The organism is Plantactinospora sp. KLBMP9567, from assembly GCF_033446045.1.
Lineage (GTDB): Bacteria > Actinomycetota > Actinomycetes > Mycobacteriales > Micromonosporaceae > Plantactinospora.
Window position 1 is genome coordinate 334730 of sequence record NZ_JAWQRR010000006.1, and the last position, 25438, is coordinate 360167.

Sequence of the window (25438 nt, forward strand, 5' to 3'; positions counted from 1 at the left end):
AGCCGCGGAAGGGGAGCGGGCGGGTATGGCGGATCGGGACCTGGACGAACACCGGGCGGACCTCGCCGACCTGGCGGCGGAGCCGTCGCCCGAGCGGCTCCCGGTGATACGCCGGCTGCTGGCCCGCGCCGACGGCCGCCCCGAACTCCGGCAGCCGGTGGCGGACGCGATCTGCGAACACCTGCGGACCACCGGTCCGGCGGATCGTCCGGCGGCGCGCGTGGGGTCCATCGACGACGGAGAGACCGACCCGCGGCGGGCTGCCCTCGCCCTGCTCGCCGACCGGCTCCGCCCCGGCGACCCCGGGCCGTGGCCGGAGATCAGCCTCGACCTGTCCGGTACCACCCTGGTCGACCTCGACCTGCGCGGTTGCGAGCTGGCCGAGGGGCGGTTCGCGGACACCCGGTTCGTCGGCACGGCGTCGTTCGAGGGGGCCAGCTTCGACGGCGAGGCGCTCTTCCCGCGTACGGTTTTCGAGGGCGACGCCCGGTTCGACGGTGTCCGCTTCGGCGACGAGGCGGTCTTCGGCCGGGCCCGGTTCCGGGGCGAGACCGGGTTCGTCGGGGCGGAGTTCGGCGACATTGCCTGGTTCGGGCGGGGCGAGGAGACCCTCTGGGAGGACGACCCGGCCTGGGAGACGATCGAGGAGCTCATCCCGCTGCCCTGGGACGAGCCGAACGAGACCGATCCGCAGTGGCCGGTCGCCGTCCTGATCGAGGACTACCAGGACTGGGAGGAGGGCGGCGACGGGGCGCGCTTCGCCGGCCCGGTCTCGTTCCGGGGCGCCCGCTTCGCCGGCCCAGCCTGGTTCTACAAGGCCCGGTTCGGCGCGGCGGCGGACTTCCGGGAGGCCGAGTTCGCCGCCCGGGTGCACCTGGACCAACCCGCCGTGGAGCTGACCGGTGCGCACTGGTCGGACGAGGACGACGAGGACGGATACGGCGAGACGTACTGGCCGCTGGGCTGGGCGGCGGAGCCCGGCACCGGCCGGCTGGTGCCGGACCAGGGCGTCCACCCGTACACCCGGCAGCTCGCCGACCCGGACCCCGACATCCGGCGTGCCGGCCTGCGGCTGCTGGCCGAACTCGGCGACACCCGTCCGGAGCTGCGAGAACGTGTCGTCGACGCGCTCTGCGCCTATCTGCGTGCGCCGCTGCCGTTCCTGGTCGGTGGCGACCTGGATCCGGCCCAGGCCGAGGAGCTGGACCTGCGCCGGGAGGTCCAACAGGTGCTCGCCGAGCGGCTGCGCCCGGCCGCCGAGCCGTACTGGCCGGAGACCAACCTCTGGCTCTGCGGCGCCACCCTGGTCGATCTCGACTTCAGCGGCGGCGAGGGCGGATACGCCGAATTCGTCGGAACCCAGTTTCACGGCACCACCAGCTTCGCCGGCTGCCGCTTCGAACGGGCCACCTTCGACCTCGACGGCGGCAGCGGAGTCGCCACCTTCCACGGTCCGGTCGACGCCGCCGGAGCCCGCCTCGGCACCCGGCTGCCCCTCGGCGACTAGCCCGGCGGCGACCTCGTCCGGAACCGAGCAGGGAGTGGAGCCCGGAGCAGCCGGCGACCTCGCCCGGGGCCGAGGACGGAGTGGAGCCCGGGGCCGGCGGCGACCTCGTCCGGGGCCGAGCACGGAGTGGACCTGTGAGCAGTCGGTCGGTCGGCGGTTCCGGCCGGTCCTCAGAGCAGGTCCTCCAGGGTGATCGGCAGGTGCCGGATCCGTCGGCCGGTGGCGTGGTAGACGGCGTTGGCGATCGCGGCCGAGGTACCGACGATGCCGATCTCGCCGACGCCCTTCACGCCGAGCGGGTTGACCACGGAATCGGGTACCTCGATGACGTCGACCGTGACGTCCGGGGCGTCGGCGTTGAGCGGGAGCAGGTAGTCGGCGAGGCTGGCGTTGGCCCAGCGCCCGGTGTGCGGGTCCATCCGGGTCGCCTCCAGCAGCGCCTGGCCCAGCCCCCAGAGCATCCCGCCCATGAGCTGGCTGTGCGTGGTCTTGCGGTTGAGTACCCGGCCCGGGGCGAAGACGCCGACCAGCCGGCGTACCCGGACCAGGCCGAGTTCGGCGTCGACGGCCACCTCGGCGAACTGGGCCCCGAAGGTGTGCATCGCGTAGTCCGTCATGGGCGGCAGGACCGGCATCCAGGTACCCACCGTCTCCACGTCCGGAATGTGGTTCCGGGTGAGCAGTTCGGCATACGTCTCGCCGACCTCGGGCCGGTCGCGCAGGCACATCCGGCCGTCCCGGACCACCACTGCGGCGGGGTCGGTGCCGTGCAACGGCGAGTGCTGGTCGGCGACCGCCTGCCCGACGAGCTGGTCGCGGAGCTGGGTGCAGGCCAGGTGTACCGGCGAACTGGTCGCGCCCGAGCCGGCCGAGCCGACCGCCGAGGCGACGTTGGGCAGGTCGGTGGTGCCGCCGAGGAACCGTACCCGATCGACCGGCAGGCCGAGGCCGTCCGCGGCGACCTGGGTCATCGCGGTCAGCGCCCCGGTGCCGAACTCGGAGATGCCGGCCTCGACGACCGCGCTGCCGTCGATGTACATCCGGGCCCGGGCCCGCTGCGGGCTGATCGGGGCGGCCACCGGATAGGCGGCGGTGGCCATGCCGGTACCGATCAGCAGGTGGCCGTCCCGCCGGGCGCCGGGGGTCGGGTCGCGGTCGGCCCAGCCGAAGAGTTCGGCGCCGCGCTGGTAGCACTCCTCCAGCCCCTTGCTCGACCACGGCTTGCCGGTGTCCGGGTCGACGTCGGCGTGGTTGCGCAGCCGCAGCTCGACCGGGTCGATCCCGGTGGCGTACGCGAGTTCGTCCATCGCGGACTCCAGCGCGAACATCCCGGTCGCCTCGCCGGGGCCACGGGTGAAGGTCGGGGTGACGGTGTTGCCCCGGACCAGCCGGTAGCCGCCGGCGTAGTTCGGCGCGGCATACGTGATCGCGGCCGACTCCAGGGAGGTCTCGGCCCAGTCGTCGAAGTGCGAGGTCAGCGAGAACTTGTCGTGGGTGAACGCCACCAGCCGCCCGTCCCGGCCGGCGCCGACCCGGATCCGCTGCTCCTGCTCCTCCCGGTGCCCGCAGGAGTGGAACATCTGGTCACGGCTGAGCGTGAGCCGGACCGGCCGGCCGACCCGGCGGGCGGCGAGCGCGGTGAGGGTGACGTGCGGCCAGATCAGCGCCTTGGCCCCGAAACTGCCGCCGACGTAGTGGCTGACCACCCGGACCTGGGTGGGTGGCAGGCCGAGCAGTTCGGCGACGCTGAGCTGGGTCGCGGTCGGCCCCTGGGTCGAGTCGTAGAGGGTGAGCCGGTCGGTGTCGTCCCAGACCGCCGTGGTGGTCCCCGCCTCCAGCGGGTTCTGGTGGTTGGCCGCGAACCGGTAGGTCAGGTCGAGGCGCACCTCGGCGTCGCGCAGCGCCGTCTCCGGGTCGCCCCGGGTCGGGTTCCGGCCGGGAACCAGCCCGCCGAAGATCCGTTCCGGCTCGTACGCCTGGTCGCGCCCCTGGTCGAGCAGGGTCACCGACGGCGTCTCGGCGTAGGTCACCTGGACCAGGCTGCCCGCGTACTCGGCCCGCTCGACGGTGTCGGCGACGACGATCGCGACCGGCTGGCCGGCGTAGTGCACCACGTCGTCCTGGATCGGGAAGAAGCTCTGCCCGTGCGCGGTCAGCCCGGCCAGCGACGGGAAGAGCTTCGGTCGGGCCGCGACCCGGGGCAGGTCGAGATGGGTCAGCACCGCGAGCACACCGTCCGCGACGCTGGCCTGCCGGCAGTCGATCCCGATGATCCGGCCGCTCGGTACCCGGGCACCGACCAGCACCGCGTGGGCGAGGTGGGGCAGGTTGAGTTCGCCGGAGTACCGGGCCGCGCCGGTGACCTTGGCCCGGCCGTCCACCCGGTCGAGGGCGGCCCCGAGCACCGGACTCATCTGCGCACTCCGCTCATGGGGGGTTCCCGTCGTCGCTGACCGTCCGGGCGTCGCCGGTGACCATACGCAGCGCCCGTACGATCGTGCGCCGGCCTAGTTCGATCTTGTATGCGTTCATTCCGTGCGACACCGCGTCGGCCAGCTCCGCGTCGGCCGCCGCCCGGAACGACTCGACGGTGGCCGGGGCGCCGACCAGCACCGACTCGGCCCGGCGGGCCCGCCAGGGCTTGGTCGCCACGCCGCCCAGCGCCAGCCGTGCGTCGGTGACCACTCCGGCGTCCAGCGAGACGGCGACCGCCGCCGAGGCGAGCGCGAACTCGTACGACTCCCGGTCCCGCACCTTCAGGTAGATCGAGGTACTGGCCATCGGCAGCGGCGGGATCTCCACCGCCACCACGAGTTCGCCGTGCGCGGTCGGGTGCTCGCGATCCGGGGTCTGGCCGGGCGCCAGGTAGAAGTCGTCGGCGGGGATCTGGCGGTGCCCGGCCGGTCCCTGGGTGAACACCACCGCGTCCAGCGCGACCAGCGCGACGGCCAGGTCGGAGGGGTGGGTGGCGATGCAGTACTCGCTGGTGCCGAGGACCGCGTGGCCCCGGTTGATCCCGTTCATCGCGCTGCACCCGGTACCCGGTTCGCGCTTGTTGCAGGGCGCCGCCACGTCCCGGAAGTAGCCGCAGCGGGTCCGTTGCATCAGGTTGCCGCCGATCGAGGCCATGTTGCGCAGTTGCGGGGAGGCGCCGAGCAGCAGGGCCTGGGAGAGCATCGGGAACCGGCGCCGGACCGGCAGGGCCTGGGCGACGTCGCTCATCCGGGCGACGGCGCCGATCCGTACCCCGCCGCCGGGCAGCTCCTCGACCTGCCGCAGCGGCAGGTCGTTGATGTCCACCAGCCGCTTCGCCCCGGCGACGTGGATGCGTTGCAGGTCGACCTCGGTGGTGCCGCCGGCCAGGAAGGTGCTGCCCGGGTCGGCGGCGACCGTCCCGATCGCGGTGGCCACGTCGGCCACCCGGGAGTAGCTAACCGGCCGCATCGGGCCCACCCGTCCCGGCCTCGTCCCGGACCTGCCGGATGGCGGCCCGGATGTTCGGGTACGCCGCACACCGGCAGATGTTGCCGCTCATCCACTCCCGGATCTGCCCGTCGTCCGCGGCATGCCCCTCGGCGAGGAACGCCACCGCCGACATGATCTGGCCTGGGGTGCAGTATCCGCACTGGAAGGCGTCCTGGTTGATGAATGCCTGCTGCATCGGGTGCAGTTCCACCCCGTCGGACAGCCCCTCGATGGTGGTGACCTCGCGGGTCTCGCAGGTGATCGCCAGGGTGAGGCAGGCCAGTACCCGCCGTTTGTCCACCCAGACGGTGCAGGCGCCGCAGGCACCCTGGTTGCAGCCCTTCTTGGTGCCGGTGAGGTCGAGCCGGTCGCGCAGCGCGTCCAGCAGGCTGACCCGGGGCTCGACCAGGATGTTCCGCATGGTGCCGTTGACGGAGAGCCGCACGACGGTGGCGTTCGGGCCGCGTACGACGGCGGTGTCGGCGACCTCCACCGCACCGGCTGCCTCGGCGTACGACTTCACCCGTCACCTCGCTGACCATCGCTGCCCGGGGTACCGCGCCCGGCGGGAACGCCCACCGCCGGGGCCGGGGATCGCCCGGCCCCGGGGTGAGGCGCAGCCATCCGTCCTCCGGGGGCTGCCGCTGAAGGAGAACGGTGGTGCGATCAGCCTATCGACGAACAGTCCTTATAGGGCAAATACCGCGAAATGCGCAGTCGGCACGGCAACCGGTCGGAGCGGCCCTCCGCTACCGGTTACTCCGGGTTCGGGGCCGGGCGGTCGGCCAGGACGTGCTGGTCGCCGTTCGCGGCACCACCGGACCGACGGCCCTGCCCGGCGGCGCGTTCCGCCCGCCACCAGCGCAGCGCCAGCACCGCGGTGGCGACCAGACCCAGCGCGCCCGGGGTGACCGCCAGCCAGTTCACCTCGTCCGGCGAGACCGCCGCAGCGCCCACCGCGGCGTAGCCGAACGCGGACGGGGTGGCCGCCAGCACGCTGCCCAGCAGGAACGGTGCCAGCCGCGCGCCGGTGGTGCCGTAGCCGTAGCTGATCAGCCCGAACCCGCCGATCGGGATCAGCCGGACACTGACCACGCCGAGCATGCTCTGCCGGGCGAACCATCCGTCGAGCCGGGCCAGCCGGCCGCGTACCCGTTCCGCGACGAACTCCCGACCGAGCAGCCGGCCGACCGCGAAGCCGGCGAGGGCGGCGAGCAGGGCAGCGGCCAGCGTGTAGCCGGCGCCGAGCAGCGGCCCGAAGATCGCTCCCCAGATCACCGTGATCGCGGTCCGGGGCACCAGCGCGACCAGCAGCAGCGCGCCGCCACCGATCGCGGCGACCGGTGCGAGTGCACCGAGCCGGTCGGCCAGCCGAGGCAGTTGTGCCACCTCGGGCCGGGGCACCAGCAGCAGCGCCAGCCCGAAGAGGCCGAGCACCAGGAGCAGTACGGTGAATCGCGCGACCGACCGCTGCCGGAGCAATCGCCGGACGCGTCCAATCATGAACCTATTTCAACCTCTCCGTGCGGTCCGCCGGGGCCGCAGGTGAAAGTCGAGGCGCTCGCGCCGCTCTGGTTCGCCGCGCTCCGGCGGGCGCAGCGGCAACGTTCGGGTGGTAAAGGCTCACTGCCGGGCGGCGGCCAGGGCCGCGTTGCGTTCGGCCCGGAGCCGGTCCGACCAGGTGTCGTCCAGCGGCGGAAGCTGCTGCATCCCGACCGCCCAGCGCAGCAGCAGGTCAGCCAGGGCCGGGTTGCGGGCCAGCGCGGGACCGTGCGAATACGTGCCGAGCAGCTTGCCCCGCCACGCCCCCTCGGTGGCGCCGTCGTTGCCGACCCCGGTGCTGACCCGGGCCAGCGGCGACACCCCGGGGCCCAGGTGGGTACGCCCACCGTGGTTCTCGAAGCCGCTCAGCGGCGGCAACCCGAGCCGGGGGTCGATGGCACCGGCGAGTTCGCCGACCGCCCGGGACGGCCCCCGGTCGGAGTGCAGGTCGAGCAGGTCCAGGCCGGCGCACTTGGCGCCCTTGGCGAAGAACGAGCCGCCGAGCAGTTGGTAACCGGCGCAGACCGCGAAGACCACCGAGCCCTGCTCGGCGGCCCGGCGCAGCCCGCCGTCGGCGATCAGCCGCTGCGCGCCCAGCGCCTGCGGGCCATCCTCGCCGCCGCCGAGCAGGTAGATGTCGGCCGAGGTGGGCAGCCGCTGGTCGGAGCGGATCTCGATGCACTCCACCGGCAGGCCGCGCAGTTCGGCCCGGCGGGCCAGGATCAGCATGTTGCCCCGGTCGCCGTAGGTGGAGAGCAGGTCCGGATAGATCCAGACGATCCGCAGGTTGCTCTCTCCACCGGCCTGGCCCGGCATGCGGTAGGCGGGATCAGTTGACACGGTCCAACTCCGCTCGGATGTCCTGGAACGCCGTGTAGTTGGCGATGACTTCAAGCCGGCCTGGCGGGACGCTCGTGATCGCTTCGGTGAAGGTCCTGACGTGCTGGAACGGTACGCCGTTGATGTCCAGCCGGACGGCCAGGTCGTACGCCCGGTCGCCGGTGATCAGCACCTGCCGCCCGCGCAGCGGGGCGAAGTCGACGTCGAACAGCCAGGAGGTGTCCAGCCCGTCGGGGTCCCGGGCGTTGATCGACAGCAGCGTCGGCGCCACCTCCGCCATGTCGAACGCCTCCAGCCAGCTCGCCGGGTTCTTGGCCAGCAGCAGCCGGATCGTCCGGCCGTCCTTGACCACCTGGGCGTACCGGCCGGCGACCGAGGCGACCCCGCCGAGCCGGGACACCGCGTCGGTCGGGCGTACGCCGAACTCGGCCGCCACCGCCAGCGCGGTCGCCGCGTTGCCGAGGTTGACCCGGCCGGGCAGTTGCAGGACCACCTTGTGCCAGTCACCGGCGGGGTCGACCACACCGTCGTCCTCGACCACCCACTGCGGCTCCGGCCGGCGCAGCCAGCAGCCGGTGCACCACCACTGGTCCGCCATCCGCTCGATCGGGGAGCCGCACTCGGGGCAGACCCAGGAGTCGTCGTGCCAGCGCTGGCCGGCGCTGAACCAGGTGACCGGTGCCGGGGCCAGCTGCGGGCTGCGGGTCGCCGGTGGGGTCGCCGCCCAGACCACCATCGGGTCGTCGGCGTTGGCGACCACCCGTACCGAGGGGTGCCGGACCAGCGCGGCCCGCCAGAGCTGGGCCATCATCGCCACCTCCTTGGCCCGGTCGAGCTGGTCCCGGGAGAGGTTGAGCAGGGCCACCACCCGGGGCTCGGTCGCCTCCAGCACCTGGGCCAGGTAGTGCTCGTCGACCTCGAGCACGGCGTAGGGAGTGGTGCCGGCCTTGGCCAGTGCCGAGGTGTGTCCGGTGGGCATGTTCGCCCCGAAGGAGTTGGTCGCCACCCGGCCGAGTACGCCGACCGCCGCCGCGGTCAGCCGGGTGGTCGTCGTCTTGCCGTTGGTGCCCGAGACCAGCGCGATGGCCCGGCCGGACGCCAGATGGGCGAGGAGATCAGGATCGATCTTGAGACCGATCCACCCGCCGATCACCGAGCCGTCACCCCGGCCGGCCGCCCGGGACAGGGCTGCGGCGGTGCGCGACACCGAACTGGCCACCTTCGCCCGAAGAGGCATCTTCCCGTCCGTCACGCGAGCGAGGTTACCGGACGACGCCGGGCGGGTGACCGCCGCACGAAAGTACCCGGCGCCACCGGGCCGCGGCCAGGCCCGAGCAGTGCCCTAACCTCGCGCCTGCTCGTGCTGCTCGGCCAGGGGTACGGGCACCACGGCGGCGATCCGGCGGCCGTTACGGGTCACGTAGAAGGTCTTGCCCTGCACTGCGGTGTCGTTCAGAACCTGGGCCAGATTCTTGCGCAGGTCGGCCACACTGATCTCGTTCAAGTCGGTCACGGCAATTATCGTACATTGCTGTACTCTGTTGTACGTGCTGCTTCGTTACAACCACCGCGTCTATCCGACGCCCGGCCAGCAGATCGAGCTGGCTCGGGCGTTCGGGTGCGCTCGAGTGGTGTTCAACGACGGGCTGCGCGCCCGGCAGGAGGCCCGTGAGCAGGGCTTGCCGTACGTCTCGGACGTCGAGCTGTCCAAGCGGGTCATCACGCAGGCCAAGCTGACGCCAGAACGGGCGTGGCTGGGCGAGGTGTCGGCGGTGGTGTTGCAGCAGGCGCCGGCGGACCTGAACACCGCGTACCGCAACTTCTTCGCCTCGGTCTCGGGCAAGCGCAAGGGCCGCGAGGTCGCGCCGCCGAGGTTCCGGTCACGCAAGGACAACCGGCAGGCGATCCGGTTCACCAAGAATGCCCGGTTCAAGGTCCTCGACAACGGCAAGCTCAGGCTGCCGAAGATCGGAGACGTCGCCGTGCGCCGGTCGCGTTCGCTGCCGTCGGACCCGTCGTCTGTGGCGATCATCAAGGACGCGGCCGGCCGGTACTTCGCCTCGTTCGTCGTGCGGACCATGGTTGAGCCGTTGCCGCCCGCAGAGTCCGAGGTGGGTATCGACCTGGGCCTGACCCACTTCGCGGTGCTGTCGGATGGCACGAAGGTCGCGGCCCCGAAGTTCCTGCGCCGAGCGGCCCGCAAGTTCAAGCGGTTGCAGCAGGCACTCTCGCGTAAGCAGAAGGGCTCGGCCAACCGGTATTTCCCGTCCACTCGCATGTGCTCGCAGTGCGGCCGTATCCACGAGAAGATGGCCCTCAACGTCCGAGCGTGGGGCTGCCCCTGCGGAGCAGCCCACGACCGGGACGTGAACGCCGCCAGCAACGTGTTGGCCGCCGGACGGGCGGACAACTCAAACGACCGTGGAGCGCGGGTCAGACCACCAGCGATGGTGGCACCGCGCGGCGAAGCGGTAACCCACCCGGACGCCGCGTGTTCTACGCGCAGCGTGGAGGGAATCCCCGTCCTTTAGGGCGGGGAGGATGTCAAGCTCGGCTGCCGATGAGCCCCTCCGTCGCGTCCGTGCTGCGGGCCCTCGCCGACCTCGCCCCGGCCGCACCCGAGCGGGTGCTCGACGTGACCCGTCCCGGCCAACCGCTGATCTGGCTGGCCGACCCGCAGTCCTGCCGCCCGTCCCGCGAGGTGGAGCGGCTGGCCGCGGCCGACCTGCTGCACCGCGACCTTCGGACGCTGCGCCGTGGCTGGGGCCTGGTCGCCGGGGTGGTGGAGACCGACGGCGTGACCAGGAAGGTGCGCTTCCCGCTGCTCAGCGAGCCGGTCCGGCTGGAGCGCACGCTGCGCGGGTACCGGGTCGTCCCGGCCGGCGACTTCGAGGTCACTCCGCTGGTCGAGGACCGCGACCTGGCCGCCCGGCTGGAGGTGGCGCCGGGCCTGGGCGGATCCGGGTGGCTGGCCAGCACCGGCGCCGAGGCCTGGTTGCGTACCGTCGCCCAGGCCGCCGGCCTGCCGATACACGGGTACGACCGGACCCGGCGTACCGGTCGGGCGAGCTTTCCGGCCCGGCCGCCGGTGCTCTACGTCTCGGCGGTGCTGTTCAGCGTGCGGGACGTCGCCGGGCTGGCGCTCGGTGACCGGCTGCGCGCCTGGGCCGCCCGGCCCGGCGTCGAGTCCACCGCCCTGGCCGTGGTGTACGGCACCGCCGCCCCGGACGCACCCGCCGCCCCGGCCGACTCCGGACCGGTCGACTCGCCGCTGCCGCTGAACGAGGCCCAGACCGAGGTGGTACGCCGGGTCCGGCACCAGCCGGTGACCGTGGTCTCCGGCCCACCGGGCAACGGGAAGAGCCACGCCGTGGTCGCCGCCGCGCTCGACGTGGTCGACCGGGGCGGCAGCGTACTGGTCGTCACCCAGTCCACGCACGCCGCCGACGTGCTCGGCGAACTGCTGGAGCGCTATCCGGGCCCGCGACCGGTGCTCTTCGGCGACGCGGAACGCCGGGCCGCACTGGCGGCCTCCCTCGACGTGACCGCCGAGCCTGAGGTGACGGCGGCGACCCTGGACGCGGACCGGGCCGCCGTGGCCGAGGCGACCGCCGAGGTCGAACGGGTGACCGGGCAACTCACCGAGCTGCTGGACCTCGAACTGCTGGCCAGCGAGGTGCAGCGCTGGGCGCCGGTGGCCGGCGGGCTGCGACTCGACGTACCCGGTGCCTTCGAACCCGGTGCCGACCTGGTGGCGGCGGCCCGGGCGGCCGGGCGGGCCCGGGCCTCGGCCGGCACGTGGTGGCGGCGCTGGCTGCCGGGGCGACCGGGCCGCCGGCTGCGCCGCCGGCTCGGTGCGGCGGAGACGGTGTCGCTGGACCGGCTCGACGACGCGATCGCGGCGGCCCGGGCGGAGATGGCGGCGGCCCGGCTGGCGACCGTCGGCGGTGCCGACCCGGGCCCGTTGTGGCCGGTGCTGGCGCAGGCGCGGCAGCGGTTGTCGGCGGCGCTGGGCACCGCGATGCGGCATCGCAGCCGTGGCCCGGAGCGATGGGACTCCGCCGGCCGCCGCAGCGCCGCCGCGCTGGCCGGTGCGCTGCGGGCGGGCCGCAACCGGCGCCGGGAACTCCTCGCCGAACTGAGCGGGGAGTCCCTGGTCCGGGCGCTGCCACTGTGGATCGGCACGGTAACCGACGTCGAGGAGCTGCTGCCGCCGATCGCCGGGCTCTTCGACCTGGTGATCCTGGACGAGGCGTCGCACACCGACCAGATCCGGGCGGCGCCGGTCCTGGCCCGGGCCCGTCGGGCGCTGGTGGTGGGCGATCCTCGGCAACTGCGGTTCGTCTCGTTCGTCGCCGACGTCGACGTGGTGGCGACCCTGCACCGGCACGGCCTCGACAACCGGGTCGACGTACGCCGGATCAGCGCCTTCGACCTGGCCGCCGGGGCCGCCCCGGTGACCTGGCTGGACGAGCACTACCGCTGCGCCCCGCACCTGATCGAGTTCTCCGCGCACCGCTTCTACGGTGACCGGATCGCGGTGGCCACCCGGCATCCCGGCAACGAGACGGCGGACGTGATCGACGTGCGGACGGTGCCGGCGGAGGGTACCGAGGCGGGGGTGAACCGGGCCGAGGTGGCGGCGGTGGTGGCCGAGGTACGCCGGCTGGCCGAGGCGGGTCGGGTCGGCATCGGCGTGATCACCCCGTTCCGGGCCCAGGCCAACGCGCTGGAGTCGGCGCTGGTGGCGGAGTTTCCGGTGACCGAGATCGAGCGGCTGGGGCTGCGGGTCGGCACCGTCCACTCGTTCCAGGGCAGCGAGGCGGAGACCGTACTGGTGTCGCTGGCGGTGACCGATCCGGTTCCCGCCGGGCGGATCCGGTTCCTGACCGACCCGAACCTGTTCAACGTGATGATCACCCGGGCACGGCGCCGGATGGTCGTGCTGACCTCGCAGTCCGCGCCGAACGGCCTGCTCGGCGACTATCTGCGGTACGCGGCGCTGCCGCCGGAGCCGCGCGGCGAGCCGGTCGCCGTTCCGGGCACGTCCGCCGCCGGGCGGGCAGGCGGTGGCGCGTCGTGCGGCGGGCAGGCCCGGCCCGCTGCCGCGGCAACGACGGCACGCGGCCCGGCGGGGGTCGGCAGCCTGGCGCCGATCGCAGCCCGAGGCCCGGCGCCGGTCCGAGCCGGCAGCCCGGTGCCGGGCGGCTGGGCGGGCGAGTTGGCCGTCGAACTGGCCCGGATCGGGCTGCCGGTCCGGCGCCACTTTCCGGTCGGGCGCTGGACGGTGGACCTCTGTGTCGGCGCCGGTGCGTCGGCGGTCGGGCTGAACTGTGCCGTCCAGCCGTCCGGCCCGGCGGCACACATCGCCCGGCACCGCGCGCTGGTCCAGGCCGGGTGGGTGGTGATCGACGCGTTCGCCAGCCGGTGGGGCGGCGATCCGGTCCGGGCCGCCCTGGACGTCGCGGCCCGGTGGCCGGAGCTGACCTGAGCCGTCGCCACCCGGCCGCGGGGCGTCGCCCGGTCGATCGCGGCGGAGTGGGACCGCCGCAGCGAATTTTTCCTCCACTTTCCTCCCGCCCCGCTTCGGCGGGACCGTCGGGGCGACCGGATTAGTCGGAAAAAGCGTGTATATCCGGGCGTCGCGCGTCCGGCGTACCGGTGTCGGATAGTGGACCTCCGCGGCGGGGGGCCCACTTCCCTCCACCGCCGGCCACCCCTTCTGACGTGCGGTTTCATCTGGGGGACAGCCGGTCTTTCCGGGCGATTCCGGTTGCGGGTGGAGGGAAGTGGAGTAGAGTGGGGCGCGATGGGGGGCCAGGAAGGCCCGCCGGCCCGGGGGGCAGCGGCGCCGCGAACGCCGCTGGTAGGGCGAGGGGGTTGGGCCGGTGTTTCTCGGCACGCACACCCCGCGCCTGGACGACAAGGGCCGGCTGATCCTTCCGGCCAAGTTCCGGGACGAGCTGGCGGGAGGTGTCGTGATCACGAAAGGGCAGGAGCGCTGCCTCTACGTCTTCCCGATGCCCGAGTTCCAGCGGATCGCGGGGCAGTTGCGCGAACAGCCGATGACGCACAAGGCGGCCCGGGCCTACGGCCGGGTCTTCTTCGCCAGTGCGCACGACGAGATCCCGGACAAGCAGGGTCGGGTCACCATCCCGATCCACCTGCGCGAATACGCCGCACTTGATCGGGAGCTGGTGGTGATCGGGGCGAGCACCCGGGTGGAGATCTGGGACAAGCGGTCCTGGGAGACCTACCTCGCGGAGAGCGAAGAGGACTTCGCCGACATCGAGGAGGGGGTGCTGCCGGGCGGACTGTAGGGCGGCGCGTGCCGACGCCCGACGTACTGCGAGATCTCCACCCGCTCGAGGTTCCTGGCGCCTCTTCCCCGGTGCCAGGCGCGATCCTCCGACGGTCCGAAGGTCGGCCCGGAGGAACAGAGCGGATGGGGATCTGGCGGTACGACGAGCGCGACAGATACCGGGCACGTCCGGACGAGACAGGGGTCACTGGGGGTCGACATGGGGGAGCTACGCGGTACGCATGTGCCGGTGCTGCTTGAGCGGTGTCTCGAGCTGCTCGCCCCCGCCCTGGACCGGGCCGACGACCGGACGACCGTGTACGTCGACACCACGCTCGGGCTGGCCGGGCACGCCGAGGCGGTGCTCGCCGCGCATCCGCGTACCGTCCTGATCGGACTCGACCGGGACACCGAGGCACTGGCACACGCGCGGGCCCGGCTCGACCGGTACGCCGACCGGATCCACCTGGTACACGCGGTCTACGACGAGCTGGCCGAGGTGCTGGAGCGGCTCGGTTACGACCGGGTGGACGGCGTGCTGTTCGACCTGGGTGTCTCCTCGCTGCAACTCGACGCGCCCGATCGCGGGTTCGCCTACGCGCAGGACGCGCCGCTGGACATGCGGATGGACCAGTCGGCCGGTACGACCGCCGAGGAGGTCGTCAACAGCTACTCGCACGGCGAGCTGGCCCGGGTGCTGCGGGTCTACGGCGAGGAGCGGTTCGCCGGCCGGATCGCCTCGGCGATCGTCCGGGAGCGGGAACGCAACCGGCTCACCTCGTCGGCCCGGCTGGCCGAGCTGGTCAAGGAGTCCATTCCGGCACCCGCTCGACGTACCGGGGGACATCCGGCCAAGAGGACGTTTCAGGCTTTACGGATCGAGGTAAACCGGGAGCTGGCCGCGCTGGAAACGGCGCTGCCGGCCGCTCTGGACGCGTTGTCCGTGGGCGGTCGCGCGGTGGTGCTGTCCTACCACTCACTGGAGGACCGGATCACCAAGCAGGTGTTCGCCGGCCGTGCCCGGAGCACCGGGCCGATCGACCTTCCGGTCGAACTGCCCGGTACCGGACCGATGCTGCGGCTGCTCAGCAGGGGAGCTGAGCTGCCGGGCGATGCGGAGGTCCAGGCCAACCCGCGGGCCGCATCGGTGCGGCTGCGGGCGGCCGAGCGGATCGAGCGGGACGGCGGAACGAGTACGACGACGAGGCGGGCTGTCCGCGAACGGCCCGGGCGAGTCGTCGGGGCAACAGGTCCGGCCGGTGCGGGGGCACCGGGCGGGTCCGACGGAGCGCGACGGGACATGCCGCGGCCGGCATCCGACGGCGGCGGCACGACAGTACAGGGGGAGGGAAGATGAACGTCAACAAGCGCGAGCGCCGGGAACAGCCCGACGCGGCGCGTGGCGCACAGCAGCGCACACCGCGGTCGGGGGGCCGGACCACGGTGCAGCGGGCGCAGCGGGCGGGCGACGGCCGGTCGAACCCGGCGTCGGAGGCCCGGGTGCGGGGGGCACGACGGTATCCGACCCAGGGCAGTGCCGCACTGCGTGAGCGGGACTGGGAGCAGCCGGCGGAATCCGCCCGGGGGCTGCGGGTCTGGGACAGCTCCGAGGAACGGCCGGAGGGGGCACCCGAGCCGGCGACGCCGGCCCGGCGCTCTCGGCTCCGGGTGGCGCCACCGCTGCCGGTGGCCCGACCCCGGGTCTCGTTCGTGGCGCTGATCCTGGTGCTGGTGGTCGGCGGGATGCTCGGCATCCTGGTGGTCAACAGCAAGGTCAACGAGAACGCGTTCCGGCTGGAGCGGTTGCAGCAGCAGCAGTCCACGCTGGACATCCAGGAGCAGGAGCTGAAGCAGAAGATCGCCGACGCCGAGGTGCCGGGCAACCTCACCGCCCGGGCCCGCCAACTGGGCCTGGTCGACTCGGGCCCACCGGCCTTCATCCGGCTGCCGGACGGCCGGGTGATCGGAGTGCCGCAACCGGCCGGTGGCGAACCGGCGATCACCAGCCAGCAGGGCGCCGGGGGATGATCCGGTGACGCCGCGGTCCGACGAGCCGCGCCGGGACGCTTCGGTGTCCCGGCGCGGCTCGTCGCGTGCCGGTCGGGACACCGAACGCGGTGCCGAGTCCGGCGGCCGGTCCGGTTCCGGGCTGGGCGGCATCTCCGACGCCCGGGCGTACACCCCGCGCGGCCGGACCGTGCGGGACAGTCCGGAACTCCGGCGTACGCCCGGAGTCGCGGGCGGCTCCGGCGACCCGGGCGGCCGGTCCCGGCGTACCCCCAGGACCGAACGGTCGGCGGACCCGTTCCGGCCGGCGTTGCAGGTGCTCGACGGCGGCCGGGCCGGCGCGGCCCGGACCGCCCGGCGGACCGTGCCGACCGGGGCCGGCCGCACCATCACCCCGCGCCCGGTCCGGGGCGGCGGCGACGTCGCCAAGCCGGCCCGACGGCGGCCGGCCGAGCCGGCCGGTGGCGGGACCCGGACAGCCGGTGCGCCCGCCCGGCGCCCGGCCCGGCGACCGCGCCGGCCACCCCGGCTGGCCGACCCGCACCGGCGGCTGCGCCTCGGCACGCTGCTCGCGCTCGCCATGTTCACCACCATCGGCATCCGGCTGGTCGCGCTCCAGGTCGTCGACGCCCCGGAGTATGACGGCGGCGGCGTCGGTGACCGGCTGCGTACGGTCGTCCTGCCGGCCCCCCGGGGAGCCATCTACGACCGCACCGGAGCGGCGCTGGCGCACAGCGTCGAGGCCCGGTACGTCTACGCCGACCCGGAACTCGTCGACGACCCGGCCACGGCGGCTGCGGCGCTCTCGCCGCTGCTCGGCATCCCCGCCTCCACGCTGACCGAGGAGATGCGCAAGCGGAAGCGGCCGGACGGGCGCCCGTCGAACTTCGAATACCTGGCCCGGGCCGTCGAGGTCGGCACCGCCGAGAAGATCATGAACCTCAACCTGAAGGGCATCGGCACCGGGCGGGACGAGCGGCGCGAGGTCCCCGGCGGCGACCTGGCCGCCAACCTGCTCGGCTTCACCAGCCAGGACCGGGTCGGCCTGGAGGGGATCGAGGCCCGCTACGACGGGCTGCTGCGCGGGGTGAACGGCGAGCGGGAGTACGAGGTCGGCAAGGGGGACCTGGCCGCCGAGATCCCGGGCGGCCACAACAAGGTCACTCCGGCCCGGCCGGGCAGCTCGCTGCAACTCACCATCGACCGGGACCTGCAGTTCATGGTGCAGCGGATCCTCGCCAAGCGGATGCAGGAGGTCAACGGCACCACCGGGGCGGCCGTGGTGCTCGACGTACGCACCGGCGAGGTGCTGGCCCAGGCGAGCTATCCCACCTACGACGCGGCCGACTGGAAGAAGTACGAAGCCAGCGACCGCAACGACGCCGCCACCAGCTTCGTGGTCGACCCCGGGTCGGTGCACAAGGCCATCGTCTTCGGCGCCGGACTGGAGGAAGGGGTGATCACCCCGAACACCGCCTGGCCGACGCCGTCCAGCATCCGCAAGGGTGACCAGCCGTTCCGGGACACCCACCCGGTGCAGGGCCGCAAGCTCAGCGTCGCCGGCATGCTCGGGTTCTCCTCCAACGTCGGCACCATCCGGGTCGCCGACAAGCTCGGCGCGGAGAAGCTCTACGAATACCAGCTCCGGTTCGGGCTGGGCCGGCCGACCGGGGAAGGGGTGCTCGGCGAGGCGTCCGGCCGGGTGCTCAAGCCGTCGGAATACAGCGGCTCGACGTACGGGTCGGTGCCGATCGGGCACAGCGTCGACGTCACGCCGTTGCAGATGGCCGCCGCGTACGCCGCGATCGCCAACGACGGCACCTGGGTCCAGCCCCACCTGGTACGCGAGATCATCGGTCCGGACGGCAAGCGGAAGCCGGTACCCGCCCCGGAGACCCGGCAGGTGCTGCGGCCGGAGACCGCCGCCGCCCTGCGTACTCTGCTGGAGGCCCCGGTGACCATCGACGGCGGCACCGCCACCCAGGCGGCGATCAGGGGCTACCGGGTCGCCGGCAAGACCGGCACCGGATCCCGGGTGGTCGACGGCCGGTACGCCCCCGGCGAGGTCGCCTCGTTCATCGGGATGGACCAGGCGGACGACCCGCGTTACGTCATCGCGGTCTTCGCGCACACCCCGTCCGGTGGTGGCGGCGACGTCTCCGCACCGGCCTTCAAGGAGATGATGGAGTACGTACTCCGTCACTATCGGGTGCCCGCCACCGGCACCGCGCCGCCGAAGTTCGTCGTCTATCCGCGATGACCTGCCGAAACGGGACATCATCGGTGGGTGCGGGCAAACCACCGGGGCGGCTGTGCGGGGTGGACCCCCCGACGGGGTAGGGTCTGACGCCGTGCCCGGCAATCCCCGTCCCCGCGCCGTGACGCCGGTCCGGCTCGCCGATCTCGCCGCGCGAGTCGCCGCCGAGTCGCCTCCGGACGCCACCGACCTGGTGGTCACCGGGGTGACCCATGCCAGCGGTGAGGTCCACCCCGGCGACCTCTACGCGGCGCTCCCGGGCGCCCGTCGGCACGGCGCCGAGTTCGTGGCCTCGGCGGTGGCGGCCGGCGCGGTGGCCGTACTCACCGATCCGGCCGGCGCCCCGGCGGCGGCCGAGGCCGGGCTGCCGGCCCTGGTGGTGCCGGAGCCGCGTGCGGTGCTCGGCGAGCTGGCCGGCGCGGTCTACGGCGATCCCACCGCCGGGCTGACCGTCATCGGCATCACCGGCACCGCCGGCAAGACCAGCACCACCTACCTGATCGAGTCGGGGCTGCGGGCCGCCGGGCACGTGACCGGGCTGATCGGCACCGTGGAGTGCCGGCTCGGCGACCTGGTGGTGGAGAGCGTCCGGACCACTCCGGAGGCCACCGACCTGCATGCGATGCTCGCGGCGGCCCGGGAACGCGGAGTCACGGCGGTGGCGATGGAGGTCTCCAGCCACGCCCTGGCGATGGGCCGGGTCGGCGGGGTCCGGTTCACCGTCGGCGGCTACACCAACTTCGGCCACGACCACCTGGACTTCCACGCCGACGTCGCCGACTACTTCGCGGCCAAGGCGCGGCTCTTCGACGGCCGGTGCGACGTCGAGGTGCTCAACCACGACGACCCGGCGCTCGCGCCGCTGCGCCGGCCGGCCACCGTCACCTACTCGGCAGCCGGTGATCCGGCCGCGACCTGGCGGGCCGGAGCGGTCCGCGAATCCGGCTACACCCAGACCTTCACCGCGTACGGCCCGGACGGCGTGGCGGTCGAGGCGGGGGTGGCGCTGCCCGGCCGGCACAACGTGGCGAACGCGCTGCTGGCGATCGCCGCGCTGGTCGGTGCGGGGGTCGCGCCGGCGGTCGCGGCCCGGGGCGTGGCCGGCTGCCCGGGAGTTCCCGGCCGGCTGGAGCTGGTAGAGGCGCCCGGCCCGGTGCGCGGGGTGGTCGACTTCGCGCACACCCCCGACGCGGTGGTGGCCGCGCTGACCGCGCTGCGCGACCTGACCACCGCCGGCAACCGGCTGATCTGCGTGCTCGGCTCCGGCGGCGACCGGGACCACGGCAAGCGTTCGCTGATGGGCGCCGCCGCGTCGGCCGGAGCCGACCTGGTGGTGGTCACCGACGACAACCCGCGCAGCGAGGACCCCGGGGTGATCCGGGCCGAGGTGCGGCGCGGGGCCGAGCGGGACGGCGGGCCGGGCCGGGTGCGGGAGGTGGCCGGCCGCCGGGCCGCGATCGACGAGGCGGTCCGGCTCGCCGAGCCCGGTGACGTGGTCGCGGTACTCGGCAAGGGGCACGAGCGCGGCCAGGAGATCGCCGGCCGGACGTACCCGTTCGACGACCGGGTGGAGCTGGCCGCCGCGCTCGCCGCCCGGTTCGGCAACCTGGTGGAGGGCCGCCGATGATCCCGCTGACCTTGTCCGAGGTGGCCACCGCGGTCGACGGCCGGCTGGTCGCCGCTGATCCGGCGTTGCGGGTCACCGGCCCGGTCGAGTTCGACTCCCGCAAGGTACGCCCCGGCGGGCTCTTCGTGGCCTTCCCCGGCGAGAAGGTGGACGGGCACGACTTCGCGGCGGCGGCGGTCGCCTCCGGCGGCGCGGTCGCCGTGCTCGGCTCCCGGCCGGTCGACGGAGTGCCGATGGTGCTGGTCCCCGACGCCCGGGCCGCGCTCGGCAGGCTGGCCCGGGCGGTGCTGGACCGGCTCCCCGAACTGACCGTGATCGGGCTGACCGGGTCGTCCGGCAAGACCACCACCAAGGACCTGGTCGCCCAGCTCACCACCCGGCTCGGTCCCACCGTGGCGCCGCCGGGCTCGTTCAACAACGAGCTGGGGCACCCGTACACGGCGTTGCAGGCCGACGCCGACACCCGGTTCCTGGTGCTGGAGAAGGGCGCCCGGGGGCTGGGGCACGTCCGCTACCTGTGCGAGATCGCGCCGCCCCGGATCGCGGTGGTGCTCAACGTGGGTGTGTCGCACATCGGCGAGTTCGGCTCGCAGGAGGCGATCGCCCAGGCCAAGGGCGAACTGGTGGAGGGGCTGCCGGCCGACGGGCTCGCCGTGCTCAACGCCGACGACGAGCGGGTACGCGCCATGGCAGCCCGCACCGCCGCCCGGACCGTACTGGTGGGCGAGGCCGCGGATGCCGAGGTGCGGGCCGAGGAGGTCGGCCTGGACGATCGCGGGCGGGCGTCCTACACCCTGGTCACCCCGGAGGGACGGGCGGCGGTCCGGCTCGGGATCAGCGGCCGGCACCAGGTCGGCAACTCGCTCGCCGCGGCGGCGGTGGCCCGGGAGCTCGGCATGCCGCTGGCCGAACTGGCCGAGGCGCTCGGCCGGCTCGGCCTGCCCTCGACCCGCCGGATGGACGTCTTCGACCGCACCGACGGGGTGACGGTGATCGACGACTCCTACAACGCCAACCCCGCCTCGACGTCCGCGGCGCTGCGGGCGTTGGCCGGGATGGGCGAGCGGCGGCGCACCTTCGCGGTACTCGGCTACATGGCCGAGCTGGGCGATTTCGAGCGGGACGGGCACGAGCAGGTCGGCCGGCTCGCGGCCGAGTTGGGCGTCGACCGGCTGATCGTGGTCGGCGAGCCGGCCGCGCCGATCCACGACGGCGCGGTGGCGATGGCGAATTGGGGAGGAGAGTCGGTGCTGGTTAGCGATCAGGCGGCGGCGGTCGAGGCGCTGCGCCGCGAGTTGCGGCCGGGTGACGTCGTCCTGGTGAAGGGCTCGCGCTACCGCACCTGGGAGGTGGCCGACGCGCTGCGCGCCGAGGCCGTCGAGCCCGGGAACGGGTCCCGGTGAGCGGGTTGGTCGTGGTCGTCGGGTCGGCTGCGGCGGAAGGCGTTGCGGCGTGAGGGCGGTCATCGTCGCCATCGGTGTGGCGTTCCTGATCTCGCTCTTCACCACGCCAATCGCCATCAAGGTGTTCACCCGGCTCAAGGCCGGCCAGCCGATCCGGGCCGAGGGCCCGGTGATGCACCAGGGCAAGAAGGGCACGCCGACGATGGGCGGCGTGGTCTTCATCGTCGCCACGGTGATCGCGTACGTCGCCGGACACGTTGCCCTGACCACCCTTCCCGACCAGCAGATCGCTCAGGTCGAGCCGACCATCACCGCGCTGGTGCTGCTCGGGCTGATGGTCTTCTCCGGCGCGGTCGGGTTCATCGACGACTTCCTCAAGGTGCGCAAGCGGAACAGCGCCGGGCTGAACAAGCGGGGCAAGCTGCTCGGCCAGATCCTGGTCGGTGCAGTCTTCGGGGTGATCGCCCTCTACTTCCCGAGCACCATGACCGACGCGTCGGGCGTGGCGACCAACACCGAGACGGTCGGCAGCACCACCCTCTCCTTCATCCGCGACATCGACGCGCTGGAGGTCGGCAAGGTCGCCTCGGTGATCATCATTATCTTCGTGGTGATGGCCGCGACCAACGGCGTCAACCTGACCGACGGACTGGACGGGCTGGCCACCGGCGCCTCGGTGATGGTGCTGGCCGCGTACGCCCTGATCGCGTTCTGGCAGTACCGGCACTGGTGCGCGGACCCGGACTACGTCCAGGGCGGCGCGTACTGCTACACCGTCCGGGACCCGCTGGAGATCGCGCTGATCGCCGGGGCGGCGGCCGGGGCCTGTGTCGGCTTCCTCTGGTGGAACACCTCGCCGGCCCGGATCTTCATGGGCGACACCGGGGCACTCGGGCTGGGCGGCCTGATCGCTGGGATGGCGATGTCCACCCGGACCCTGCTGTTGCTGCCGATCCTCGGCGGGCTCTTCGTGATCATCACCATGTCGGTGGTCATCCAGATCATCTCGTTCCGGACCACGGGCAAACGGGTCTTCCGGATGTCGCCGCTCCAGCACCACTTCGAGTTGGCCGGGTGGAGCGAGGTCAACATCGTCGTCCGGTTCTGGATCATCGCCGGGATCGGGGTGGCGATCGCCCTCGGCCTGTTCTACAGCGAGTTCCTCGCCGCCGTCACCTGACCCTCGCCAGTCACCTGACCTCGCCGCCGCCGCCCGACCTCGGCCCGGAGCGGACCAGCTCCGGACCCGCCCGCGGCGAGCACCGGAGCCGCTCCCCGGCCCGGGACACGCCGTACCGGTCCGACACGCCGGCCGGCCACCCTGCGCCAGGGTGGCCGGACCAGCGTCGATGATGGGCGGATGGGGGAGGACGAGGGGGCGGCGCGGTGACCGGGGAGCAGCCACGACGGCCGGCGGGCTCCGCCGGCTCCCGCGCCAGCGGTCGACCGGCGGCCGGTGGCCGGTCCGCCGCCGGCGGACGGCCGGCGGACGACATCGGGCGTGACCCGGCGGGCGGCGGACGCCCGGGCGGCGCCACCGAGCGCCCGGAGCCGACCGGCGGCGGGCGCCCGCGCAGCGGTACCGGACGGCCGGAGAACGCCGCCGACGGCGACGGCCCCCTTGGGGTACGCCCGCAGAGCGGGCCGGGCGGCACCCGGGGTGCCCCCGCCGGGGCGCGCCCACCGGGCGCCCCGGCCGGGGTCGACCTGGCTCCCGCCGGGGTCGACCTGGCCGGTGGGCTGGCCGCGCTGCGCGGGCTGCTGGCCCGGCCGCTCGCCTCCTACTACCTGCTCATCTCCAGCTCCGGACTGCTGCTGCTGATCGGGCTGACAATGGTCTTCTCGGCGACCAGCGTCCGGGCGTCCGCCGCCGACGGCAACGCCTTCGCGATGGTCGCCAAGCAGGCACTCTTCGCGCTGATCGGGCTGGTGGCGTTCTGGGTCTGCCAGCGCCTGCCGGCCCGCACCTTCCGGGCGCTCGGGCTGCCGACCCTCGGCGTCGCGGCGTTGCTGCTGGTGGTGCTGGACGTGCTGCACCTGTGGGACAAGCTCAACGGCGACCGGGACGCCGTCCTCGGCCCGCTGGAGGCCCGGCTGCTCTGGCTGTACATCGGCCCGATCCAGGTGCAGCCCTCCGAGCTGGCGAAGTTCGGGCTGGTGCTCTGGGGTGCGGACATGATCGCCCGCAAGGGCGCCGCGCTCGGCTGGTGGCGGGAGTTGACCACCCCGCTCTTCCCGGTGGTCGGCCTGCTCTTCCTGCTGGTCGGCTACAACGACCTGGGCACCATGCTCTGCCTGCTCGCCGTGGTGGTCGGGCTGCTCTGGGCGGCCGGCATCCGCAAGCGGGTCTTCGCCACCCTCTCGGTCTTCGGCCTGATCGGGGTCGGGCTGTTGATCGCCGCCGCGTCGATCGGCGCCGGGTCCGGTGAGGAGGGGGCCAGGAACTACCGGCTGGCCCGGCTCACCATGTTCTTCAACCCGCCACCGCCGGACGAGTGCGGGCTGACCGACTGCTACCAATACCTCCAGGCCCGGTACGCGATCGACAACGGCGGCTGGTTCGGCGTCGGGCTGGGCAAGAGCAGCCTGAAGTGGAACTGGCTGCCCGAGGCGCACAACGACTTCATCTTCGCCATCCTGGCCGAGGATCTGGGGGTGGTGGGTTGCGCCGTGGTGCTGACCCTCTTCGCGGTGCTGGCGTACACCGGGTTGCGGATCGCCCGCCGGGTCGCCGATCCGTTCCGCCGGCTGGCCGCCACCGCCGCGACCGCCTGGCTGGTCAGCCAGGCGGTGATCAACATCGGCGGGGTGGTCGGGCTGCTGCCGATCACCGGCCTGCCGCTCCCGTTCATCTCCGACGGCGGCAGCGCCCTGGTGGTGACCCTCGCCGCGATCGGCATGCTCGCCTCGTTCGCCCGTGCCGAACCGGACGCCGCGCGGGCCCTGCACGCCCGTCCGGCGCCCCGATGGGTACGGCTACTCTGGGCCCCGTTGCCGCCGCTTCCCTCGGCGCGCCGCCGTGGGAAGCTACCCGCGCCGGCCCCCCGGGAGCCCGCGTCCGGGTCCGGGACCGGGAGGCGGCGGGAGCCTGAGGCCGGGCCAGCAGGTGGCCAGGCAAGGCGAGGGCGCGCCGGTACGGCGAGCGAGAGGAGACGCTGATGGGTCCGCTGCGGTCGGTGCTGCTAGCGGGAGGAGGCACGGGTGGGCACATCTACCCGTTGCTGGCGTTCGCCGACTGCCTGCGCCGGCACGACCCGGGAGTACGGATCACCTGCGTCGGCACCCCGAAAGGGTTGGAAAACGACCTGATTCCGCCGCATGGCTACGATCTGCGGCAGATCCCGGCCTATCAGCTCCCCCGGTCGGTCAACATGAACCTGATGCGTACGCCGGACCGGATGTGGAAAGCCGCCCGGGCCGCCGGAAAGGTGATCGACGAGGTACGCGCCAACGTCGTGATCGGGTTCGGTGGCTACGTCTCGGTACCCGCCTACCTGGCGGCGTGGCGGCGGGAGCTGCCGATCGTGATCCACGAGGTTAACGTGCCGCCTGGGGTGGCCAACCGGCTCGGCATGAAGTTCACCAAGCACGTGGCGGTCGGCTTCCCGCACCAGCCGGCCCAGGCCGAGTCGCTGCGCAACGCCCGGGTGGTCGGGGTGCCGCTGCGGCGCGGCATCACCACGCTCGACCGGGTGGCACACCGGGCGGCGGCACGCCGGCAGTTCGGCCTGCACCCGGATCTGCCGACCCTCTTCGTGGCCGGCGGTTCACAGGGCGCCCGCTCGATCAACCTGGCGGTGGCCGGGGCGGCCAAGTCGCTCGCCGCCGCCGGCGTGCAGGTGCTGCACGTGATCGGCGCCCGCAACGAGCCGGTCCACGTCCCGCACGACCTGCCGGTGCCGTACGTGACTCTGCCGTACCTCTCCCAGATGGAGCTGGGCTACGCCGCCGCCGACCTGATGCTCGGCCGGGGCGGCGCGATGACCTGCGCCGAGGTGGCGGCGATCGGGCTGCCCACCGTCTACGTGCCGTACCCGCACAGCAACCAGGAGCAGAAGCGCAACGCCCTGCCGGTGGTCGAGGCCGGCGGCGGGCTGCTGGTTGACGACTCCGAGATGACGGCCGCCTGGGTCGAGCACACCCTGATCCCGCTGATCCGCGACCCGCGCCGGCTGGCCGCGATGGGTGCCGCCGCGGCCGCGTACGGCCGGCGTGACGGCGACGAGGCGCTGCTCGACTTCGTCTACGAGGCGGTGGCCCAGTGAGCGCGAGGAGTGAGCCGGGTTTGCGAGCCCCGCAGTCGCGATCGACAGTCGGCCCAGTGAGCGCGAGGAGTGAGCCGGGTTTGCGAGCCCCGCAGTCGCGATCGACAGTCGGCCCAGTGAGCGCGAGGAGTGAGCCGGGTTTGCGAGCCCCGCAGTCGCGATCGACAGTCGGCCCGATGAGTGCGTCGGGCCTGCGTAGCGGGGTGGTCGCCGGATCGGGTGCG

At 73.5% G+C, this 25438-nt stretch carries 19 protein-coding genes; 12 read left to right on the forward strand and 7 right to left on the reverse strand.

Going from position 1 to position 25438, the window contains the following annotated elements; all coding sequences use genetic code 11:
• The first annotated feature begins 25 nt into the window (after window positions 1-25).
• A complete protein-coding gene (locus R6Y94_RS04325; RefSeq protein WP_318394425.1) occupies window positions 26-1507 on the forward strand; it encodes a pentapeptide repeat-containing protein in 1482 nt (493 codons plus the stop codon).
• Window positions 1508-1677: 170 nt separating this feature from the next.
• Here the strand turns inward: R6Y94_RS04325 and R6Y94_RS04330 are convergent, their stop codons facing one another.
• The 7 genes from R6Y94_RS04330 to R6Y94_RS04360 all read right to left on the reverse strand — a co-directional run bounded on the left by R6Y94_RS04330 (window position 1678) and on the right by R6Y94_RS04360 (window position 8867).
• On the reverse strand, window positions 1678-3921 hold the full coding sequence (locus R6Y94_RS04330) for a xanthine dehydrogenase family protein molybdopterin-binding subunit (protein ID WP_318394426.1): 2244 nt from the start codon (window positions 3919-3921) through the stop codon (window positions 1678-1680).
• A 13-nt stretch (window positions 3922-3934) separates the two neighbouring features.
• Window positions 3935-4951 carry a xanthine dehydrogenase family protein subunit M gene (locus R6Y94_RS04335; RefSeq protein ID WP_318394427.1) on the reverse strand — a complete coding sequence of 339 codons (1017 nt, stop codon included), beginning with the start codon at window positions 4949-4951 and terminating at the stop codon, window positions 3935-3937.
• Window positions 4938-5393, reverse strand: coding sequence for a (2Fe-2S)-binding protein (locus R6Y94_RS04340; RefSeq protein ID WP_318394611.1), 456 nt, complete (start codon window positions 5391-5393; stop codon window positions 4938-4940). Before R6Y94_RS04340 ends, R6Y94_RS04335 begins: the two co-directional genes overlap by 14 nt.
• 335 nt (window positions 5394-5728) lie before the next feature.
• Window positions 5729-6475, reverse strand: a complete 747-nt coding sequence (locus R6Y94_RS04345) for a TVP38/TMEM64 family protein (protein ID WP_318394428.1) — start codon at window positions 6473-6475, stop codon at window positions 5729-5731.
• 120 nt (window positions 6476-6595) lie between these two features.
• Window positions 6596-7330, reverse strand: coding sequence for a glutamine amidotransferase (locus R6Y94_RS04350; protein WP_318394612.1), 735 nt, complete (start codon window positions 7328-7330; stop codon window positions 6596-6598).
• A gap of 13 nt (window positions 7331-7343) precedes the next feature.
• Window positions 7344-8591 (reverse strand): Mur ligase family protein, encoded by a 1248-nt coding sequence (locus R6Y94_RS04355; protein ID WP_318394613.1) that lies wholly within the window; start codon window positions 8589-8591, stop codon window positions 7344-7346.
• Window positions 8592-8696: 105 nt separating this feature from the next.
• On the reverse strand, window positions 8697-8867 hold the full coding sequence (locus tag R6Y94_RS04360; protein WP_318394429.1) for a type II toxin-antitoxin system prevent-host-death family antitoxin: 171 nt from the start codon (window positions 8865-8867) through the stop codon (window positions 8697-8699).
• 34 nt (window positions 8868-8901) lie between these two features.
• Between R6Y94_RS04360 and R6Y94_RS04365 the strand changes: the two genes are divergently transcribed.
• The 11 genes from R6Y94_RS04365 to murG all read left to right on the forward strand — a co-directional run bounded on the left by R6Y94_RS04365 (window position 8902) and on the right by murG (window position 25214).
• Window positions 8902-9885 carry a transposase gene (locus R6Y94_RS04365; RefSeq protein ID WP_318394430.1) on the forward strand — a complete coding sequence of 328 codons (984 nt, stop codon included), beginning with the start codon at window positions 8902-8904 and terminating at the stop codon, window positions 9883-9885.
• A 29-nt stretch (window positions 9886-9914) separates the two neighbouring features.
• On the forward strand, window positions 9915-12845 hold the full coding sequence (locus R6Y94_RS04370; RefSeq protein ID WP_318394431.1) for an ATP-binding protein: 2931 nt from the start codon (window positions 9915-9917) through the stop codon (window positions 12843-12845).
• Between the two features lie 397 nt (window positions 12846-13242).
• On the forward strand, window positions 13243-13674 hold the full coding sequence (mraZ, locus tag R6Y94_RS04375; RefSeq protein ID WP_318394432.1) for a division/cell wall cluster transcriptional repressor MraZ: 432 nt from the start codon (window positions 13243-13245) through the stop codon (window positions 13672-13674).
• A 201-nt stretch (window positions 13675-13875) separates the two neighbouring features.
• Window positions 13876-15012: a 16S rRNA (cytosine(1402)-N(4))-methyltransferase RsmH gene (gene rsmH / locus R6Y94_RS04380; RefSeq protein WP_318394433.1), complete on the forward strand. Its 1137-nt coding sequence runs from the start codon at window positions 13876-13878 to the stop codon at window positions 15010-15012.
• Complete coding sequence (locus R6Y94_RS04385; protein ID WP_318394434.1) at window positions 15009-15683, forward strand: hypothetical protein; 675 nt, start codon at window positions 15009-15011, stop codon at window positions 15681-15683. The genes rsmH and R6Y94_RS04385 overlap by 4 nt, the downstream gene beginning before the upstream one ends.
• A gap of 4 nt (window positions 15684-15687) precedes the next feature.
• Entirely contained in the window at window positions 15688-17922 is a 2235-nt protein-coding gene (locus tag R6Y94_RS04390; RefSeq protein ID WP_318394435.1) for a penicillin-binding protein 2, read from the forward strand.
• A gap of 52 nt (window positions 17923-17974) precedes the next feature.
• The gene (locus R6Y94_RS04395) at window positions 17975-19546 is read left to right on the forward strand and encodes a UDP-N-acetylmuramoyl-L-alanyl-D-glutamate--2,6-diaminopimelate ligase (RefSeq protein ID WP_318394436.1); all 1572 of its coding nucleotides are present in this window, start codon (window positions 17975-17977) and stop codon (window positions 19544-19546) included.
• Window positions 19543-20949 (forward strand): UDP-N-acetylmuramoyl-tripeptide--D-alanyl-D-alanine ligase, encoded by a 1407-nt coding sequence (locus R6Y94_RS04400; RefSeq protein ID WP_318394437.1) that lies wholly within the window; start codon window positions 19543-19545, stop codon window positions 20947-20949. Before R6Y94_RS04395 ends, R6Y94_RS04400 begins: the two co-directional genes overlap by 4 nt.
• A 49-nt stretch (window positions 20950-20998) precedes the next feature.
• Window positions 20999-22129, forward strand: a complete 1131-nt coding sequence (gene mraY, locus R6Y94_RS04405; RefSeq protein WP_318394438.1) for a phospho-N-acetylmuramoyl-pentapeptide-transferase — start codon at window positions 20999-21001, stop codon at window positions 22127-22129.
• Between the two features lie 527 nt (window positions 22130-22656).
• Complete coding sequence (locus tag R6Y94_RS04410; protein ID WP_412102689.1) at window positions 22657-24108, forward strand: FtsW/RodA/SpoVE family cell cycle protein; 1452 nt, start codon at window positions 22657-22659, stop codon at window positions 24106-24108.
• Complete coding sequence (murG, locus tag R6Y94_RS04415) at window positions 24108-25214, forward strand: undecaprenyldiphospho-muramoylpentapeptide beta-N-acetylglucosaminyltransferase (RefSeq protein WP_318394439.1); 1107 nt, start codon at window positions 24108-24110, stop codon at window positions 25212-25214. Before R6Y94_RS04410 ends, murG begins: the two co-directional genes overlap by 1 nt.
• Window positions 25215-25438 lie beyond the last annotated feature (224 nt).

What these genes read in the sequence shown, in the direction of transcription:
- R6Y94_RS04400 (WP_318394437.1), top strand. Translation starts at nt 19,543, where the DNA reads ATGATCCCGCTGACCTTGTCCGAGGTGGCCACCGCGGTCGACGGCCGG.
- murG (WP_318394439.1), top strand. Translation starts at nt 24,108, where the DNA reads ATGGGTCCGCTGCGGTCGGTGCTGCTAGCGGGAGGAGGCACGGGTGGG.
- R6Y94_RS04335 (WP_318394427.1), bottom strand. Translation starts at nt 4,951, where the DNA reads ATGCGGCCGGTTAGCTACTCCCGGGTGGCCGACGTGGCCACCGCGATC.
- R6Y94_RS04355 (WP_318394613.1), bottom strand. Translation starts at nt 8,591, where the DNA reads ATGCCTCTTCGGGCGAAGGTGGCCAGTTCGGTGTCGCGCACCGCCGCA.
- rsmH (WP_318394433.1), top strand. Translation starts at nt 13,876, where the DNA reads ATGGGGGAGCTACGCGGTACGCATGTGCCGGTGCTGCTTGAGCGGTGT.
- R6Y94_RS04330 (WP_318394426.1), bottom strand. Translation starts at nt 3,921, where the DNA reads ATGAGTCCGGTGCTCGGGGCCGCCCTCGACCGGGTGGACGGCCGGGCC.
- R6Y94_RS04350 (WP_318394612.1), bottom strand. Translation starts at nt 7,330, where the DNA reads ATGCCGGGCCAGGCCGGTGGAGAGAGCAACCTGCGGATCGTCTGGATC.
- R6Y94_RS04345 (WP_318394428.1), bottom strand. Translation starts at nt 6,475, where the DNA reads ATGATTGGACGCGTCCGGCGATTGCTCCGGCAGCGGTCGGTCGCGCGA.
- R6Y94_RS04325 (WP_318394425.1), top strand. Translation starts at nt 26, where the DNA reads ATGGCGGATCGGGACCTGGACGAACACCGGGCGGACCTCGCCGACCTG.
- R6Y94_RS04340 (WP_318394611.1), bottom strand. Translation starts at nt 5,393, where the DNA reads ATGCGGAACATCCTGGTCGAGCCCCGGGTCAGCCTGCTGGACGCGCTG.
- R6Y94_RS04385 (WP_318394434.1), top strand. Translation starts at nt 15,009, where the DNA reads ATGAACGTCAACAAGCGCGAGCGCCGGGAACAGCCCGACGCGGCGCGT.
- R6Y94_RS04370 (WP_318394431.1), top strand. Translation starts at nt 9,915, where the DNA reads ATGAGCCCCTCCGTCGCGTCCGTGCTGCGGGCCCTCGCCGACCTCGCC.